Origin of the sequence: Duganella sp. 1224, assembly GCF_013408245.1 — a bacterium.
GTDB lineage: Bacteria > Pseudomonadota > Gammaproteobacteria > Burkholderiales > Burkholderiaceae_D > Rugamonas.
Map to the genome: position 1 here is coordinate 274,761 of NZ_JACBYS010000001.1, position 18,475 is coordinate 293,235.

15 protein-coding genes are annotated in these 18,475 nt (G+C 64.6%); 13 read left to right on the plus strand and 2 right to left on the minus strand.

Going from position 1 to position 18,475, the window contains the following annotated elements; all coding sequences use genetic code 11:
* Positions 1 to 55: 55 nt before the first annotated feature.
* The 4 genes from FHW58_RS01230 (at position 56) to FHW58_RS01245 (ending at position 6,449) form a co-directional block, all read left to right on the plus strand.
* A complete protein-coding gene (locus FHW58_RS01230) occupies positions 56 to 895 on the plus strand; it encodes a M15 family metallopeptidase (RefSeq protein ID WP_179671276.1) in 840 nt (279 codons plus the stop codon).
* A gap of 99 nt (positions 896 to 994) precedes the next feature.
* Entirely contained in the window at positions 995 to 4,714 is a 3,720-nt protein-coding gene (gene tssM / locus FHW58_RS01235; RefSeq protein WP_179671277.1) for a type VI secretion system membrane subunit TssM, read from the plus strand.
* The gene (tagF, locus tag FHW58_RS01240; RefSeq protein ID WP_179671278.1) at positions 4,711 to 5,679 is read left to right on the plus strand and encodes a type VI secretion system-associated protein TagF; all 969 of its coding nucleotides are present in this window, start codon (positions 4,711 to 4,713) and stop codon (positions 5,677 to 5,679) included. Before tssM ends, tagF begins: the two co-directional genes overlap by 4 nt.
* A 14-nt stretch (positions 5,680 to 5,693) precedes the next feature.
* A complete protein-coding gene (locus tag FHW58_RS01245) occupies positions 5,694 to 6,449 on the plus strand; it encodes an OmpA family protein (protein WP_179671279.1) in 756 nt (251 codons plus the stop codon).
* Here the strand turns inward: FHW58_RS01245 and icmH are convergent, their stop codons facing one another.
* Positions 6,450 to 7,232 carry a type IVB secretion system protein IcmH/DotU gene (gene icmH / locus FHW58_RS01250; RefSeq protein ID WP_179671280.1) on the minus strand — a complete coding sequence of 261 codons (783 nt, stop codon included), beginning with the start codon at positions 7,230 to 7,232 and terminating at the stop codon, positions 6,450 to 6,452.
* A complete protein-coding gene (tssK, locus tag FHW58_RS01255) occupies positions 7,229 to 8,575 on the minus strand; it encodes a type VI secretion system baseplate subunit TssK (protein ID WP_179671281.1) in 1,347 nt (448 codons plus the stop codon). The genes icmH and tssK overlap by 4 nt, the downstream gene beginning before the upstream one ends.
* A gap of 180 nt (positions 8,576 to 8,755) precedes the next feature.
* On the opposite strand from tssK, the gene FHW58_RS01260 reads away from it, so the two are divergent.
* The 9 genes from FHW58_RS01260 to FHW58_RS01300 all read left to right on the plus strand — a co-directional run bounded on the left by FHW58_RS01260 (position 8,756) and on the right by FHW58_RS01300 (position 18,429).
* Positions 8,756 to 9,352: a M48 family metallopeptidase gene (locus tag FHW58_RS01260; protein WP_179671282.1), complete on the plus strand. Its 597-nt coding sequence runs from the start codon at positions 8,756 to 8,758 to the stop codon at positions 9,350 to 9,352.
* A 9-nt stretch (positions 9,353 to 9,361) separates the two neighbouring features.
* A complete protein-coding gene (tssB, locus tag FHW58_RS01265) occupies positions 9,362 to 9,862 on the plus strand; it encodes a type VI secretion system contractile sheath small subunit (RefSeq protein ID WP_179671283.1) in 501 nt (166 codons plus the stop codon).
* A 1-nt stretch (position 9,863) separates the two neighbouring features.
* Positions 9,864 to 11,351, plus strand: a complete 1,488-nt coding sequence (gene tssC / locus FHW58_RS01270; RefSeq protein ID WP_179671284.1) for a type VI secretion system contractile sheath large subunit — start codon at positions 9,864 to 9,866, stop codon at positions 11,349 to 11,351.
* A gap of 25 nt (positions 11,352 to 11,376) precedes the next feature.
* Positions 11,377 to 11,868 carry a type VI secretion system tube protein Hcp gene (locus tag FHW58_RS01275; RefSeq protein WP_179671285.1) on the plus strand — a complete coding sequence of 164 codons (492 nt, stop codon included), beginning with the start codon at positions 11,377 to 11,379 and terminating at the stop codon, positions 11,866 to 11,868.
* Between the two features lie 96 nt (positions 11,869 to 11,964).
* Positions 11,965 to 12,426, plus strand: coding sequence for a type VI secretion system baseplate subunit TssE (gene tssE, locus FHW58_RS01280; RefSeq protein WP_179671286.1), 462 nt, complete (start codon positions 11,965 to 11,967; stop codon positions 12,424 to 12,426).
* A complete protein-coding gene (tssH, locus tag FHW58_RS01285) occupies positions 12,423 to 15,032 on the plus strand; it encodes a type VI secretion system ATPase TssH (protein ID WP_179671287.1) in 2,610 nt (869 codons plus the stop codon). Before tssE ends, tssH begins: the two co-directional genes overlap by 4 nt.
* A 9-nt stretch (positions 15,033 to 15,041) precedes the next feature.
* Entirely contained in the window at positions 15,042 to 15,902 is an 861-nt protein-coding gene (tssA, locus tag FHW58_RS01290) for a type VI secretion system protein TssA (protein WP_179671288.1), read from the plus strand.
* Positions 15,903 to 16,002: 100 nt separating this feature from the next.
* Complete coding sequence (locus tag FHW58_RS01295) at positions 16,003 to 17,778, plus strand: methyl-accepting chemotaxis protein (RefSeq protein WP_179671289.1); 1,776 nt, start codon at positions 16,003 to 16,005, stop codon at positions 17,776 to 17,778.
* Between the two features lie 21 nt (positions 17,779 to 17,799).
* The gene (locus FHW58_RS01300) at positions 17,800 to 18,429 is read left to right on the plus strand and encodes a tRNA-uridine aminocarboxypropyltransferase (protein WP_179671290.1); all 630 of its coding nucleotides are present in this window, start codon (positions 17,800 to 17,802) and stop codon (positions 18,427 to 18,429) included.
* Positions 18,430 to 18,475: the final 46 nt, after the last annotated feature.

Here is an 18,475-nt window from a genome sequence, read left to right on the forward strand (position 1 = left end):
GGCCTACGATGCAGTGTCCGGTCTGCGGCGGGGGGCCGTTTTGATGGAGCGCACCATGTTTCTCTTTTCCATGCTGTTGTTCTTCGTGTTGACGTGTTTTTGCGCGTGGCTGTTGCTGTTTCCCGCCGTCCGCGAGCTGGTGATGCAGTCGATTGGCGCACTGGGCGGCCGGATCGGGTGCCGTCTGCGCGGCGGCTATCGGCAGGGCGTACAGCAAGCCGCCGGCCTTGGCCGCGAAGCCGGCGGCGGCGCACGAAGAACGCTGTCGTTTCTGAGGCGCCGCTATCCGCTGCTGCTGGCGGCGCTGGTGCTGGTGACGGTGCCGCCATTGCTGGCGCTGATGCTGAGCGGCCGTGGCATGCTGTCCGGCTACGACAACGACACCCACGCCATCAACGACCAGATCGCCGGCCTGCTGCAGGGCGAGCAACTGGCCGCGCCGCCGGCGCCGCCACCGCTGGTGTTCACCACCGCCGAGGTGACGCTGGTGCGTCCCATGCTCGACAGCGCCAACCGTAACTGGCAACTGCTCGACCCCGCCTATGCGCAGCGGCTGCTGCTGGTGTTCCGCATGATGAAGGAGCGGCACGGCTACGACATGGCGATTCTGGAGGGCTACCGCAGTCCAGAGCGGCAGAACGCGCTGGCCGCTGCCGGCCCCAGCGTGACGAACGCCAAGGCGTTCCAGAGCTATCACCAGTTCGGCCTGGCCGCCGACTGCGCCTTTCTGCGCGATGGCAAGCTGGTCATCTCGGAAAAAGATCCGTGGGCGATGCGCGGCTATCAGCTGTACGGCGCCGCCGCCGAGGCCGCCGGGCTGACGTGGGGCGGCCGCTGGACCATGATGGACTTCGGCCACACCGAGCTGCGCGTGCCCAACACCGTGAAGAAGTAATCGCCATTGTTTTCGCGCAAGAAATCCCGGCTTTGTTGGTGGCAACATTGATCGGTCCGCCCGCCGCCTGGGCGCCGCCATCTTCGCCGGACACCTTCCATGCTGCATAGAATCTGGAGCTTCCTGACCGATAGCCGCACCCTCACCATGCTTGGCATGACGGCGATGGCGGCCCTGTTCTGCCTCGGCGCGCAGGTGCTGGAGCTGGCGCTGGTGTGGGCTTTCCTCGCCATTGCGGTGATGCTGGCGCTGGCCGGAGTGCTGTGGTGGTGGCGCCGCTGGCGCGCGCGGCGCGAGTCGGACAAGCTGGGCGAGGCCATGGGCCGCCAGGAGCCGTCCGCCGATCCGTCGGCAGCCGAGGTCAAGGCCATCCGCGACAGCATGCTGAAGGCCATCGAGACCATCAGGGGATCGAAGCTGGGCATCGTCGCCGGCACACGCGCCTTGTATGAGCTGCCGTGGTACATGATCATCGGGAATCCGGCGGCGGGCAAGAGCACGGCCATCACCAACTCCGGCCTGCAGTTTCCCTTCGCGGACGGCAAAGTGCTGCAGGGCGTGGGCGGGACGCGCAATTGCGACTGGTTCTTCACCACCGAGGGCATCTTGCTGGACACGGCCGGCCGCTACTCGGTGCAGGAGGAGCACCGCGCCGAGTGGTTCGGCTTTCTCGACCTGCTGAAGAAGTACCGCCGCCGCGCGCCGGTCAACGGCATCATCATCGCGGTCAGCATCGCCGAGCTGCGCGGCGATGATCCCGAAGCCGGCATCCAACTCGCGCGCAGCCTGCGCAAGCGGGTACAGGATCTGATCGAGCGGCTGGAGGTGTTTGCGCCGGTGTACGTGGTGTTCACCAAGGCCGATCTGATCGCGGGCTTTGGCGAATTCTTCGCGCAGGCCGAGCGCGGCGAGCGTGAACGCGTGTGGGGCGCGACCATGCCGTATCAGCGCAACACCACCAGTCAGCAGGTGGTGGCCTTTTTCGACCATGCCTTCGATGAGCTGTGCGACGGGCTGAAAGCGATGAGCCTCGCCACCATGGGCCAGCAGCGGCGCGAAGGCATGGCGCCCGGCGTGTTCACCTTCCCGCTGGAGTTTGCGACCATCCGTACGCCGCTGCGCGCCTTCCTGGTCACGCTGTTTGAGGAGAATCCGTTCCAGTTCAAGCCGGTGTTTCGCGGCTTTTACTTCACCAGCGCGCTGCAGGAGGGCATGCCGCGCAACGAGCAATCGCAGCGCGTGGCTAAGCGCTTTGCCCTGAGCACGCCGGATGCGGCGCCGCTGCCGGCATCCGGCCATTCGGGATTCTTCCTGCTTAACCTGTTCCGCAAGGTGATCTTTGCCGACAAGGATCTGGTATCGCAGTACGCCAGCAAGAACAAGGTGCGCTTGCGCTATGCGGCCTTCTTCAGCGCAGCGCTGATGCTGGGCGCGGCGCTGGGCGGCTGGAGCTGGTCGTACATGGGCAATCGCCAACTGGTGAGCAACGTGCAGGCGGATCTGGACAAGGTGATCAAGCTCCAGGCCAAGCGGCTGGATTTGCAATCGCGGCTGGAGGCGATGGAGATTATCCAGGACCGTATCGAGCAGCTGGAGAAGTATCGCGCCTCGCGTCCGTGGTCGCTGCGCATGGGGCTTTATCAGGGCGAGCAGCTGGAGCGCAAGCTGCGCGAGGAATACTTCGCCGGGGCCAGGAACGTGATGCTGATGCCGGTGGTGGCCAATCTGGAGACGCTGCTGTCGGAGATGAACGCGCACGCCGCCGAGTTGCAGCCGGCCGGCGCGACAGGGTCGACCACGGTGGCGGGACGCCAGTTCCAGGAAGCCTCGCCGACCAATGTCGATGACGCGTACAACGCGCTGAAAAGCTATCTGATGCTGGCCGATAAATCCCACGCGGAAGGCAGCCACCTGAACGACCAGTTGCCGCGCTACTGGCGCGCATGGCTGGAGAACAATCGCGGCGCCATGTCGCGCGAGCAGATGATCCACAGCGCCGAGCGGCTGATGACGTTTTATCTGGCGCAGATTCCCGATCCGGCCTGGCCGCGCATTGATCTGAAGCTGGCGCTGGTGGACCAGGCGCGCGAGAACCTGCGGCGCGTGGTGCGCGGCATGCCGGCGCGGGAGCGGGTGTATGCCGACATCCGTGCCCGCGCCAACACGCGCTTTCCATCGATGACGGTGGCGCGCATGGTGGGAGAACAGGATCAGGCGCTCATCACCGGCAGCTACGCCGTGCCGGGCGCCTACACGCGCGACGCATGGGAGAAGTTCGTGCAGGACGCCTTCCGTGACGCCGCCAGCCGCGAGCTGCAAAGCACCGACTGGGTGCTGAAGACCGCCGCCCGCGACGACCTGACGCTGGAAGGCAGCCCGGAACAAATCCAGAAGGGGCTGACGGATTTATACAAGGCCGACTACGCGCGCGAGTGGCAGAAGTTTGTGCAAGGCGTCAGCATCGTCAACCTGAATGGTTTTGACGCGGCGGTGACGGCGATGAACCGGCTGGGCGATCCCCAGCTCTCGCCGCTTTCCAGGCTGCTGACAGCCCTGCATCAGCAGACTTCCTGGGACAACCCATCGGTGATGAGCGCCGAGGTGAAGGAGGCGCAGACAGGCTTCATCAACTGGGTCAAGTACAGCGTGCTGCGGCGCTCGCCGGCGCAGATCAATATCAACTTGCCGGCGGCCGCGACGCCTTCCTCGGACAGGCCGATGGGGCCAGTGGGACGTGAATTCGCCGGCATCGGCAAGCTGGTGGCGGCCAAGGACAAGGACGCGTCGCTGATGCGCGCCTACATGGAGCTGCTTTCCAGGCTGCGCGGCCGGCTCAATCAGCTGAAGAACCAAGGCGATCCCGGCCCCGGCGCGCGCCAGTTCATGCAGCAGACGCTGGACGGCAGCGGCTCGGAACTGGCCGACGCGCTGCGCTATGTTGACGAACAAATGCTGGTGGGGATGACCGACGCGCAGAAACAAGCCATCCGCCCCGTCCTCGTGCGGCCGCTGATGCAGATTTTTGCGGTGCTGGTGGGGCCGGCGGAGGCGGAGATCAACAAAACCTGGGTGGCGCAGGTGTATGAGCCATTCCAGAAAACGCTGGCCGCGAAATATCCGTTTTCGCCGGATGCGCGAGTGGAGGCCGCCGACGCGGAAATCGCGCAGTTCTTCGGGCCGGATGGCGTGGTCGCCAGGTTTGCCACCACCACGCTGGGCCCACTGGTGCTGCGGCGTGGCGACGTGCTGGCGGCACGCACGTGGGCGGAGATGGGCATCACGCTGTCGCCGCAGATGGTGCAGCGCTTCCCGGGCTGGAGCGCGCCGATTGCGGCCGGCGGCGTGGCGTCGTCGCAGACAGCGGCGCAGACTGTGTTCCAGATCCAGCCGATGCCGGCGCCGGGCACGCTGGAATACACGGTGGAGATCGACGGCCAGCAGCTGCGCTACCGGAATACGCCAGCGCAGTGGGCGAGCATGGTGCATCCAAGTCCGCAGGGAGCGCCCGGCGCGCGCATCACGGCGGTGGCCATGGATGGGCGCACCGTGGAGGTGTTCAACGAGCCGGGCCAGTTTGGGCTGAAGCGCCTGATCGATACGGCAGCCAAGCAGAAACGCGAGGGCGGGGTGTTTGAGCTGCGCTGGAGCAGCGGCGCGATTACGGTGGCGATGGGACTGAAGATCATCAGCAGCCCTGAGAGCGGCGCCAGTGCGGCGAAGGATCAGGGCTTCAAAGGCATGCGCTTGCCGGAGACGATCGTCGGCGCGCCGTTGGCGGCCACCGCCTCGGCGCCGGCCGCCGCCGGAGCGGCTCAATGAAGCGCGCGGCGCAGGCAGCGCGCATCGGCTACTTCGGCAAACTGCCCACGCGCGCGGATTTCATCAAGGCGGCAGACAATCTGGCGCTCGTCAGCCTGTTGGACGACTGGCTGGCCGAGGTCATGAACCTGCTGAGTCTCGATCCGCGCTGGAAACTCCACTACGACGCCATGGCGCCGCTGGACTTTGCCTTCGTCGGCACGCGCAGCCGGCGCGCCATCGCCGGCCATCTGGCGGCCAGCAGCGACCTGTCGCAGCGGCGCTATCCTTTTCTCAGCATGAGCGCCATCGAAGTCGACGACCCCGCAAGCTTCGTCCAGCGCAGCCCCTTGGTCCTGGCCACGCTGTGGGAAGAGCAGGCCCGCCTGACCGCGGATGTCGTGGACGCCGCCACGCCGGAAACCCCACTGCAAACCCTGGCCGCCAGCCGCGTAGACATCGACACCGCCGACGACCGCCACGTGCAAAGCTTCATCGACTTCCTCGACCGCCACACCATCGCCGCGCTGGAAGCCATGTTGGCCAGCGCCTCGGTGCGTCGCACGCTACTGGCGATAGGGCTATTGCTGCAGCCAGTGCGCCGCAGCGGCGCCGAGCGGCTGGACAAAAGCCTGGCGCTGCCGTTGCCGCAGTCATCCCGCCAGCGCTATCTGGTGGCGGCGTTCTGGCTCGATCTGATCGTGCCATTCCTGCAGCAGGCGGACTTTGAACTGAGCCTGTTCCTGGCCGACCTGCACGGCCAGCCATTGCTGATCATCGGCTTTGGCGGCGCCGCGCCGGAAACGCTGGCCGCCATCATCGCCCCCGCCAGCGCTGCCGAGCACCAGGTCAGCTTTGACTACGCCGGCTGGGTGGATGAGCTGATTGCCGGCGACGCGCGCGTCCAGAAGCTCTCGGCCTACCTGGAGCAAGGCCAGCTTTCGCTGCGGTCCGTTCAAGCGCTATTTCACGAAACCTTTGTCTGATAAGGAGTACCGTCATGCGCAAGCACCTGCCCATGGCCGCGTTGCTGCTGGCGGCGACGTGCGCCATCGCCCAGACACCCGGCCAGATTGTCGTTACCGGCGCCGTGCCGGATGAAGCCAGCAAGGCCGCGCTGCTGGTGCAGGTTCGGGCCTTGTACGGCGCCGAGCGGGTGGTGGACCAGATCAGCATCGCCCAGGTAGCGCTGCCGCCCAACTGGAACGGCTACGTGCAGAAGCTGATCAGCTCCAATCTGAAAATGATCAGCAAGGGCGAGCTGAAAATCGACGGCACCAACGTCACCGTGCGCGGCGAGGTGGCCAACGAAGCGCAGCGGCAGCAGATCGCCAGCGACATCGCCACCAGTCTCAATCCCAGCTACACCGTCAACAACGGCCTGCGCGTGAGCGCCGCCGAGCAAAACCTGCTGGATGAAACGCTGGCCAGGCGCATCATCGAATTCGACAGCGGCAAGGCGACGCTGACGCCGTCCGGCCAGGCCATCCTTGATGAAATGGCAGCCGCGCTGCAGAAGGTGAAAGGCAAAAAGGTGGAAGTGATCGGCCACACTGACAATGTGGGCCGGCGGGAAAGCAACCTGGCACTGAGCCAGGCGCGCGCCGAGGCGGTACGCACCTATCTGGCGGCGAAGGGCATCAGCCAGGATATGGTGATGGTCTCCGGCCAGGGCCCGGACCGTCCGGTGGCCGACAACACCACGGCGGAAGGCCGCACGCGCAACCGCCGTATCGAATTCCGCATGGCGCAGTAGTCAGGGCAGCGTGATGGTCACGTAGGCCGGGCGCGGCGCCAGTTTGACCAGGTCCGAATAGCCTGCCAGCGATTCCTGCGTGGTGTGCGACAGCGACGATTCCAGCCCCAGGTATGAGCCCAGCGCGATCACGCCAAACACGGCGGACACCGCCCACAGCGGCGTGTTGGAACGCAGCTTGTGCACGATCTGGTCCGGCCGTTCCGCCTGCGGCGCGAAGCCTTTGCTCTTGCCCTGCATGTGGGCGATTTCGTCGCCCAGGCGCGCGCTCAGGTAGGCCAGCTTGTCGCTGGAGTCCAGCGCGTACTTGCCCCGGAAGCCGATCAGCAGGCACATGTGGAATACCTGCAGCGCCGGCAGACGCGAACCGCCAGCGCTGCGCAGCGCTTCCAGGCGATCGAAGAAGTGTTCGCCGGCCAGCTGGTCGCCAAAGATCACCAGCTGCAGCGGGCGGCGCTCCCACGCCTCGCGCATCGGAAACTGCGACGACAGAATGATTTCATCCAGCGCCGCGCAGTAGGCATATTTGGCGGCGTCGATATCGTCGCCTTGCGCGCGCAGTTTGCGCGCTTCCCTGTCGAATTCGGCGAGGTAGGCGGTGACCGTGTCGAGGAAGGGGGCTTCGCCTGGCGGCATGCTGCCGTTCTTCAGCATGAACAGCAGATAGAAGCCCTCCTGGAGCAGGTCGAGCAGCGTTTGCACATGGCCGTAGCCAGGCTGGATCTGTTTTCGCTGGCCGCCCAGCTGCGTGGGATTGGCGCGGCGTTCGACCGGCGGCGTCATGCCGTCACCGCGATCAGGTTGAGGCGCAGATCACGTATGCCGGATGGCACGTAGATCGATATCGACTGCGCTTTCAGCATTTGTTCGTACAGCATGCCTTTTCCCTCCAGTGCGAAGTAGTAGGTGTCCGGTTGAACCGGGATCGCTGCCGGTACTTGCGGCGCGTGGATGAGCTTCACGCCCGGCATGGCTGACAGCACGCATTTCTCCACATCGTCCGGCGCACCGACCTTGACGCGCAGCGGCACCACCTCCACCAGTTCCAGCGCCGGCAGCGCGGCGCTGACGGCCAGGTACAGCGTGGTGCGCTGGTCGATTTTTCCGGAATCCAGTTTGCCCAGGTGGTAGCTGGGCTTCTCCTCGGCCAGCGCGATGGAGAAGTATTTGGTGGAGATGACGGTGTCGAGCAGGTCGCGGATGATGTGGTCGAGCGCGGGGAAGCATTGCGCGGGATCGTCATGCTGGTAAGCCGGCAGGTCGATTAGCGTGTATTGCTTGGAGTAGGTCATCATCGCACCGGCCAGCGCGAGCAGGCATTCAAACAGGCGCTCGGGATGCAGTGCCGGATTGCGCGCGTAATGCATCAGCGCCGCCGCCGAGGTGCTGACGGTGTGCAGCAGCCAGAAGGAAGACACGTCGCCGGAGCGGAACTCGATCACGTTGCGGCTAGGCTCGCGCATATGTCCTTGCAGCGACTGCACCTTGGCCTGCAATGCGTCCAGCAAGCGATCCAGCATCGCCTTCAGCGCAGGCGCGCTGTCGACCGATAGCCCTGGCGGGATGAAGGATACATCGGGTTCGAAGCCGCCGGTCACCACGCGCCGCAGCCGTATGACCGGCACACATTCGAAGGCACCCAGCGGCTCCAGATCGGACATCAGCCGCACCGCGCTGCGCAGGTAGCTGACGTCTGCCTCCACGGCTTGCGTGTACAGGTCCGCCACTTCGCGGCTGGTCTGGCCGTAGCGCGGGCCGGCGTGCAGGTCGCCGTGCGACGCCGCGTTGCCACCATTGGCGGAGAGCGAGGGCAGCGCGGCGTACCACGTGACTTCCAATACGCTGGCGGGAAGGCGGCTCAGGTCCACCGGCTGCGGCAGCGGCGCGCTGGCGGGCGCGTCGACGATCTCACCGTCACGGAAGATCAGCGACAGCGCTTCCAGCCGCAGCTTGCCGGCCTTGAGCGCATCGAAGTCCCATTGAAGATTAAGCACGCCCCACAGATACGGATGCAGCGCGCGTGCCGTGTGGTGCAGGCGCGCCTCGTGGTACTGGTCCTGTTGCTGGAAGTGCTGCGGCCGCAGGAACAGGCCTTCGCCCCACAACACCTTGGATGGAATGCTCATGCTGTCTCCATGCCTTGTCTTTAAACGAGACGTTCATTAGAGCGAAAGCGGCGGCTCGTCTATTTGCGAAGGCGCAAGCAAAGGGAAAAGAGGACGGCGCTTGAGTAAGCGCAATCGGTACCGTGGGCATTTCATGAATACTGGCCATCTTCTCGCCCGGTTACGCAAAAGGAGAAACCGATGAGCACTTCAAGAACATGGCTGCCCTGTATCGCCAGCCTGCTGTTGCTGGCGGCGTGCGCCACGGATGGAGGCCTGGTCCGCGCGGACAGGACGACATCGCAGTCACTCGACCGCGCGTTGGCCGACGCCGATGCCGCGCTTGCCGCCGGCCACGTCGACAAGGCGCAAGGCATTCTGAAAAACGCCGCCGCCAGCTACCCGGCCGACAAGGCGCCCTGGCTGCACATGGCGCAAATCAAATTCGACCGCGCCAATTACGGCGAGGCGATCCTCAACGCGCAGGAAGCGCTGCAGCGTGACCCGAACGACAAACTGGGCAACAGCATCATCGCCGTCAGCGGTCTGCGCTTGTCGACCAGGGCGCTGGCGGATCTGAGTCAGCAGAACAACCTGAATGGTTCGCTGCGCTCCGAGGCGCAGGATCTGGCCAAGCTGCTGCGCACCAGCCTTGGCGAAGACGTGCTGGTGCCGACGACGAATATGGCTGCGCGCCGGCAGCCGGCGTCGCCACCGGTCTCCAACAAAAAAGCGCCGCCCGCAGCCACCGGCAAAAGCGGCAGTCAAACCAACGATCCCTTCGGCGGATTGAAATAAGGAGCGGAAATGGCTAAAGGTGACAGCATACAAAAGCGCTTGACCAAGGTGCGTCCTCCACGCGTGCAGATGACCTACGACGTGGAAATCGGCGACGCCATGGAAAACAAGGAACTGCCGTTTGTGGTGGGCGTGGTCGGCGACTTTGCCGGCAACTCGGAGGTGGAGAAGAAACGCCTCAAGGACCGCAAGTTTGTCGGCATCGACAGCGACAACTTCGATGAGGTGCTCGGCGGCGTGGCGCCCGTGGCGCGCTTCCAGGTGCCGAATCAGCTGAAGGACGACGACACCAGCCTGCATGTCGAACTGCGTTTCAAGGCGATGGAAGACTTTCGTCCGGAAGCCGTGGTGCGGCAGGTCGAACCGCTGGCCAGGCTGCTGGAAGCGCGCACCAAGCTGGCCGACCTGCGCAACAAGCTGGCCGGCAACGACAAGCTGGAGGACATCCTGAGCGAGGTGTTGAACAACACCGGCAAGCTGTCCAGCCTCAAATCCGCCAAGGGAGGCTGACATGTCCGCACAACTCGACCCGGTGGGGCAAGCGGCGGCAGCTCTGGAAGGCGACAGCCTGCTGGACCAGATTGTCGAACAAAGCAAGGTGGCCAAGTCCAGCGTGGAGCATGATCGCGCCAAGGACATCATCTCGGAGCTGGTCAACCAAGTGCTGGATGGCGCCGTGGTGGTGTCCAACAACCTGTCTGCGACGCTCGACGCCCGCGTGGCGGAACTGGATCGGCTGATCTCCACCCAACTGAGCGCCATCATGCACGCACCGGCGTTCCAGAAGCTGGAGCAAAGCTGGACCGGCCTGCATTACCTGGTGAAGAACTCCGCCAGCGGCGCGGGCCTGAAGATCCGCATGCTCAACGCCACCAAGCGGGAGCTGGTGAAAGACTTCCAGTCGGCGTTGGAATTCGACCAGAGCACGATGTTCAAGAAGATATACGAGGAAGAATTCGGCACCTTCGGCGGCGCGCCGTACGCCGCACTGCTGGGCGACTTTGAAATCTCGCGTCAGCCGGAGGACATGTACTTCATCGAGCAGATGTCGCACGTGGCGGCGGCGTCGCACGCGCCGTTTATCAGCGCCGCGGCGCCCGAGCTGTTTGGGCTGGAAAGCTATGGCGACCTGGCGCGGCCGCGCGACCTGTCGAAAGTGTTCGACACCGTGGAATATGCCAAATGGAAGGCCTTCCGCGAGTCCGAAGACGCGCGCTATGTCGGCCTGACGCTGCCGCGCTTCCTCGGCCGTTTGCCATTCAACCCGGTCGATGGCACCACGGTGGAAGGCTTCAACTTCGTGGAGGAAGTGGACGGCACCGACCATCAAAAATACCTCTGGTGTAACGCCGCCTACGCCTTTGGCGCCAAGCTGACCGCGGCGTTCGCCGATTACGGCTGGTGCGCCGCCATCCGAGGCGTGGAAGGCGGCGGCCTGGTGGACGATCTGCCCACGCACACCTTCAAGACCGACGAGGGCGAGGTGGCGCTCAAGTGTCCGACCGAGGTAGCCATCACCGACCGCCGCGAGAAGGAGTTGAGCGACCTGGGTTTCATCTCGCTGGTCCACTGCAAGAACACCTCGTATGCCGCCTTCTTTGGCGCCCAGTCCACGCAGAAGGCCAAGCGGTACAGCAGCGACGCGGCCAACGCCAACGCCGTGCTGTCGTCGCAGTTGCAGTACATCTTTTCCGTCTCGCGCATCGCCCACTACATGAAAGCCATGATGCGCGACAAGGTGGGCAGCTTCGCCTCCGCTTCCAGCGTCGAGGACTTCCTCAACCGCTGGCTGATGAAGTACGTGCTGCTGGACGATAACGCCAGCCAGGAACAGAAGGCGCAGTTTCCGCTGCGCGAAGCGTCGGTGCAGGTGCATGAAGTGGCCGGGCGGCCCGGCGTATTCCGCGCCGTATCCTTCCTGCGACCGCACTTCCAGCTTGATGAGTTGTCCGTTTCACTCCGTCTGGTCGCGGAGCTGCCGCAATCGACCAACCACTAATCCCAACAATCGAGAGGAGCATGCAATGGCAATCGACGTATATCTGTACATTGACGGCATCAAGGGCGAATCCAACGATGACCGGCACAAGGACTGGATCGAGTGCAAATCGGTCAGCTTCGGCGTGGAGCAGCCCAAGTCGGCGACCGCGTCCACCGGTGGCGGCCACACGGCGGAGCGCTGCGAACACCGCGACATCGTGATTTCCAAGTTGGCCGACCTGTCCTCGCCGATCCTGCTGCAAACCTGCTCGGCCGGCCGCACCATTCCCAAGGCCCGCTTCGAATTCATGCGCGCCGATGCCCAGGGCGAGCGCGTGAAGTACTTTGAAATCGAAATCGAAAATGTGCTGATCGGCGCGGTGGCGCCGGCGGTGGAAGAGGGCGACATCCTGTCCGAAGACGTGGCCTTCAAGTTCTCCAAGATCAAGTGGAAGTACACGCAGCAGAAAATCAGCGGCGGCGCCGGCGGCAATACCTCCGGCGGCTGGGATTTGTCCGCCAACCGCATCGTCTGACACTCCCCCGCGCCCGCGACGGAGGCAGCATGGCGCTCCGTCGCGGCGCGCTTTTCGGCCAGGCCGCCCGGCCTGGCTTCTTTTTGAAGGCACACCATGAACGGCTTTGTTCCCGGCCTGCTGGACCGCCTGCTCGGTGCCCATGACCGGCCGATGACGCTGGAGCAGTACAAGGACAGCGTGGCGCGCGATCTGGAGGACCTGCTCAACACCCGCTGCGCGCTGCCGGATGAGCTGATGCAGGCCTACCCGGAATGCAAACGCTCGATCGCCAATTACGGCCTGGTGGACTTCGCCGGCATGTGCCTCAACAGCGCCGACGACCGCGCCCGCGTCTGCGCCGCGCTGAAAGCCGCCATCGAGCGCCACGAGCCACGCCTGCGCAACGTGCAGGCGCGCCTGGAGCGCGAGCCGGGCGCCATCAACCGCATCGGCTTTGCCATCTTTGGCACCCTGGCCGGCTTGCCGTACAACGAAACCGTCAGCTTTGACGCGGTGCTGCAACCGTCATCGCTGCATTACTCCATCAACCGCAGCGCGCGCGGAGGCCGGACATGAATCCCAAACTGAAAACGCTGATCGGCAAACTGAATGACACCACCCGTCTTGCCGCCACCCGCGCCGCCAGTATCTGCGTCGCGCTTGGGCAGTACGAGGTGGAGGTTGAGCACCTGTTCCTGGCGCTGCTGGAGCAGGAGCGCTGCGACGTGGCGTGCATCGCCGCCAGGTGCGACGTCAATGTGGCGACGCTGGAGGCGGATCTGCATCAGGAAATCAGCCAGTTCAAGACCGGCAGCACGCGTACGCCGGTGTTCTCGCGTCATTTGCCGCTGTTGCTGGAACATGCGTGGTTGATCGCCTCACTGGAAACGCCGCCGGCGCAGATCCGCAGCGCGCACCTGCTGGTGGCCTTGCTGACGGATCCGGAGCTGGAGCAACTGGCGCAGCGTGCATCGCCGCAATTTGCCCGCATTCCGATCGACCAGGTCAAACATCAGCTGGAGAAGTACACGCATGGCTCGCGGGAAGAGACGACCGCAGCCCGCGATGCCGCCGCAGAACCGCTTGCGGGGATAGCGCAGGCAGGCGGCGCGCGCACGCCGGCGCTGGACCAGTACACCACCAGCCTGACGCGCCAGGCCCGCGACGGCAAGCTGGATCCCGTCATCGGCCGCGAACAGGAAATCCGCCAGGTGGTGGACATCCTGCTGCGCCGGCGCCAGAACAATCCCATCCTCACCGGCGAGGCGGGCGTGGGCAAGACGGCCGTGGTGGAAGGGCTGGCACTGCGCGTGGCGACGGGTGACGTACCGGCCGTGCTCAAGGACGTCGAGATCCGCACGCTGGATATGGGATTGCTGCAGGCTGGCGCCAGCGTCAAGGGCGAGTTCGAGAATCGCCTGAAAAACGTCATCGACGAAGTGAAGCAAAGCCCGCACGCGATCATCCTGTTCATCGACGAGGCGCACACGATGATCGGCGCGGGCGGCACGGCGGGACAGAACGACGCCGCCAATCTGCTCAAGCCCGCGCTGGCGCGCGGCGAGTTGCGCACCATTGCCGCGACCACGTGGAGCGAATACAAAAAATATGTCGAGAGGGATGCCGCGCTGGCGCGCCGCTTCCAGGTCGTGAAGGTGGAGGAACCGGACGAACAGATCGCCAGCGCCATGCTGCGCGCCATGACACCGCTGATGGAGCGGCACTTCGGCATCCGCATCCGTGACGAGGCGGTGACCGAGGCGGTGCGCCTCTCGCACCGCTACATCATTGGCCGCCAGCTGCCTGACAAGGCAGTCAGCGTGCTGGATACCGCCTGCGCGCGGGTGGCGCTGGCGCAAAGCGGCACGCCGGCCCTGCTGGAGGACGCGGCACGACAGATGGAACGCATCGCCACCGAAATCCTCGCCTTGCGGCGGGAGGAGGGCAGCGTCGCGCTCCATCAACGCCTGCAGAAGCTGCAGGGTGAGCATGCTGCATTGGTGGAGGAACATGCGCACCACGCTGAGCGTTGGCAGCGCGAACAATCCATCGTCGCCGCCATCACGCGCCAGCGAGCGGAGGCTGGCGCGGATGCAGACGCCGGCGGCAAAGTGCGAGGGCTGAAAGAAGAACTGCTTGCGCTGCAAGGCGAAACGCCGATGGTGCCGCTGGAGGTGGATGGCGCCACGGTCGCGGCCATCGTCTCCGGCTGGACCGGCATCCCGCTCGGGAAGATGGTCAAGGACGAAATCCACACCGTGCTGCGGCTTCAGGACGCGCTGCAAGGGCGCATCCTCGGCCAGCACCACGCCATCGCCGCCGTCGCCCAGCGGGTGCGCACGGCGCGCGCCAACCTGGATGACCCCAACAAGCCTAAGGGCGTGTTCCTCTTTGTCGGCCCCTCCGGCGTCGGCAAGACGGAAACCGCCCTGGCGCTGGCCGATCTGCTGTATGGCGGCGAACGAAAACTCCTCACCATCAACATGAGCGAGTATCAGGAAGCGCACAGCGTCTCCGGCCTGAAAGGAGCGCCGCCCGGCTACGTGGGCTACGGCCAGGGCGGCGTGCTGACCGAGGCCGTGCGGCGCAACCCCTACAGCGTGGTGCTGCTGGACGAAATCGAAAAAGCCCATCCCGACGTGCTCGAACTGTTCTTCCAGGTGTTCGACAAGGGCGTGATGGACGATGCCGAAGGCCGCGAGATCGACTTCCGCAACACCATCATCATCGCCACCGCCAACGCGGGATCGGCCACCATCATGCAGGCGTGTCTTAACAAGGAAGACCCGCCAGGGCCGGACGAACTGGAAGCGCTGCTGCGCCCACAACTGGTCAAACATTTCAAGCCGGCCTTCCTGGGACGCGTGAAGGTGGTGCCGTACTATCCGATTCCGGACGCAGTGCTGAGCGGGATCATTGACCTCAAGCTGGCGCGCATCGCCCAGCGCATCCGCGAGCACCACCACGCGGAGTTCAGCTACGACGAATCGCTGGTCAGTGCGGTGCTGTCGCGCTGCACCGAGGTCGATTCCGGCGCCCGCAACGTGGACCATATCCTGAACGGCACGCTGCTGCCGGAGATCGCGCAGGCGGTGCTGGAGAAGATGGCGCAGGAAGAGCCGATCACGCGCATCAAGGCCGGCGCCAACGGCAAGGGGCAGTTCAAATACACCATCAAATAGGAGGCCGCCATGTTCAACGTAGCGTCACTGCTGCAACCGGTCGGCGCGGAGCAGCGCTGCGGCGAGGATCTGTCTTTCAGCAAAGAGGTCGACGAGATCGCGCAGGCGCGCCAGCACGACGATCCCGCGCTGGATCAGGGCGAGTGGGCGACCGCGCTGAAGGAAGCCGACTGGCCACTGGTGGCCACGCGCTGTGCCGACTTGATCGCCACCCGCAGCAAAGACCTGCGTCTGGCCGTATGGCTGGCCGAAGCCCTGGCGAAGACGCGCGGTCTGCGCGGCCTTGGCGATGGCTACGCGGTGCTGGCCGGTTTATGCGAGCAGTATTGGACCGATTTGTATCCGTTGGTCGATGACGGCGACTGTGATCAGCGCATCGGCAACCTGTTCTGGCTGTTGGCGCGCACCCCCTCGCTGGTGCGGGAATGCATGACGCAAACGCCGCCGCTCGGTGACGCCGAATATTGCCTCGCCAGCCTGATCGCGCTGGAACGCGTGGTAGATACGCAACTGGGCGCCGACGGCCCCGGCTTCGCGCCAGCCCGCGACGCGGTGCAGGCCGCGGTCGCCAGCCTGATGCCATTTGGCAACGCCGTGATCGCTGCCGATGCTGGCGTAGCCACTCTTGGTAACGTTGTCATGCAGCCGGGCGCTGCCTTGCAAAATCGTACGCAAGCCTTGCAGCAGCTGCGTCTCGTAGCGGATTTCTTCCGGCGCACCGAGCCACACAGCCCGGTGGCCTATCTGGCCGAGCGGGCCGCCGGCTGGGGCGAAATGCCGCTGCACCTCTGGCTGCGCAGCGTGATCAAGGACCCGGCCGTGGTCGCCGGCGTGGAGGAGTTGCTGGGCGCCGCGCCCGCCACCGACTAATGCTGCGATGCAATGTCGAATATTTCTCGCATGCCACTTATAGCGGAGGGATTAGTGCTAGCATAAATCGGACAACCCAGATTTTAGCTAGGAGCTGGCTATGAACAATCTCAAGATCGGTACCCGTCTCGGCTTTGGTTTCTCGCTCATTTTGTTACTCCTGGTTGCAATGACCGCCATTGGCATCCTGCGCCTGAGCAGCGCCAGTGACAAGACCGACGAGATGATCAACGTGAAGATCCGCGATGAGCGCCTGACAGCGGAATGGGGCAAGATCATCGAGGTCAACGCCGCGCGCACCACCGGCGCCTTCATGGTGCGCGATCCCGCCGACCAAAAAAAGCTGGAAGCGCAGATGGCGGAATCGTCGGCGCGCGCCACGCAGATCCAGGACCAGATCGGCGCCAATCTCGATGACGAACAACTCAAGCCGCTGTTCAAGCAGGTGCTGGAAACGCGCAAGGCATACACCGATTTCCGCAAGGCCGTGTTTACCGCCAAGAACGCCGGCGATCTGGAAAAGGCCACCCAGATCTACGAAGGCGACATGACCCAGAGCCGCGTCAAGTATCTCGGCGCGCTGAAGGCCTTCGTCGACAAGCAGGCCGCCTTGCTGGATGAATCGGCGGCCGAGATTCAACAGCAGTACCGGAGCGGCCGCATGCTGCTGGTCATGCTTGGTCTGGCGGCGATTGTGCTGGGCGTGGTGGCCGCGTGGTGGATCACGCGCACCATCACGCAGCCGATCAACGCGGCGCTGAAGGTGGCGGAAACCGTGTCGTCGGGCGATCTGACCAGCGATATCCAGGTCCACAGCAGCGACGAAACCGGCCAGTTGATGCATGCCCTGAAAACCATGAACACCAACCTGGTGAACATCGTTGGCCAGGTGCGCAATGGGACCGATCTGATAGCGACGGCCTCCACACAAATCGCCGCCGGCAATCAGGACCTGTCCTCGCGCACCGAGGAGCAGGCCAGTTCGCTGGAGGAAACCGCGTCGTCGATGGAGGAGTTGACGTCCACGGTGCGCTTCAACGCCGAGAACGCGCGTCAGGCCAATGAGCTGGCGATCAGCGCATCGGAAATCGCCAGCCGTGGCGGCTCGGTGGTGGGCGAGGTGGTCAACACCATGGGATCGATCAATGATTCGTCGCGCAAGATTGTCGACATCATTTCGGTCATCGACGGCATCGCTTTCCAGACCAATATCCTGGCGCTGAATGCGGCGGTGGAAGCGGCGCGCGCGGGGGAGCAGGGACGTGGCTTCGCGGTGGTGGCATCGGAGGTGCGCAATCTGGCGCAACGCTCGGCGTCCGCCGCCAAGGACATCAAGGGCCTGATCGACGACTCGGTGCAGAAAGTGCAGATGGGCTCCGAACTGGTGGACAAGGCTGGCCAGACGATGGAAGAAATCGTCCAGAGCATCAGCCGCGTGACGCAGATCATGAACCAGATCAGCCACGCCAGCGAAGAGCAAAGCATTGGCATCGCCCAGGTCAACGACGCCATCACGCAGATGGATCAGGTAACGCAGCAGAATGCCGCGCTGGTGGAGGAGGCTGCCGCCGCGGCGGAGTCGATGCAGGAGCAGTCAGCCAAGCTGGCGGACGTGGTCAGCGTGTTCAAGCTCGATGCGTCGCAGGTTGCCGCGCCGCCGGACGCGCCGCGCGCGCCGGCCCGCGCCGCCGCGCTGCCGCGCCGCGCCACGGCGGGAACCGCGACCGCGATGGCGAAGGCCAGGCCCGCCATCGCCACGATGAAAGACCAAGCGACCGCGCCAGCGTCAACGCCAAGGCCAAGGCCAGCGTCGCCGGTGGCCGCCGCGCCGCGCAAGGCCGTCACCGCCAACGAGTCGGACTGGGAAGAGTTCTAAGCCACGGTACAATGGCGGTCCATGAATACCGCCAGCCTCCCATCCACCACGCGGCGCGCGCTATGCGCCGTGTGCCTGCGTCCCCGGCAGACCTGCATCTGCCATTGGGTGAAGTCGGTCACCAACCAGGTGGAGGTGCTGATTCTTCAGCACCCTCTGGAAGTCGGCAACGCCAAGGGCAGCGCGCGGCTGCTGCATCTGTGCCTGCCCAACAGCCGGCTGGAGGTGGGGGAAGCGTTCGACGCGGCGCAACTGCAAGCGATGCTGTCACCGGACCGCCGCAATGTGCTGCTGTATCCCGACACCGAGGATGCCGCTCTTGGTCTGGCGAAGCCGCAGCCATTCGATGATGCCTGGCTGCGCGAGCCGTTGCGCTTGGTGGTGCTGGATGGCACCTGGCGCAAGAGCCGCAAGATGCTGTATCTGAATCCGCTGCTGCAATCGCTGCCACGCCTGCCGCTGCGCGACACGCCGCCCTCGCACTACCTGATCCGCAAGGCGCACCTGCCGGACCAGCTGTCCACGCTGGAAGCCACCGTCTACGCGCTGGCCCAACTGGAAAACGATATAAACAAATACGATCCGCTGATCGAGGCCTTCGATGGCTTCGTCGCGCAGCAAGCCAGTTATGTGAGAATTCGCGAGAATTAAAAGAACGCCATCGATTAAAATGCCGCATGGCAATATTTTAAAGAAT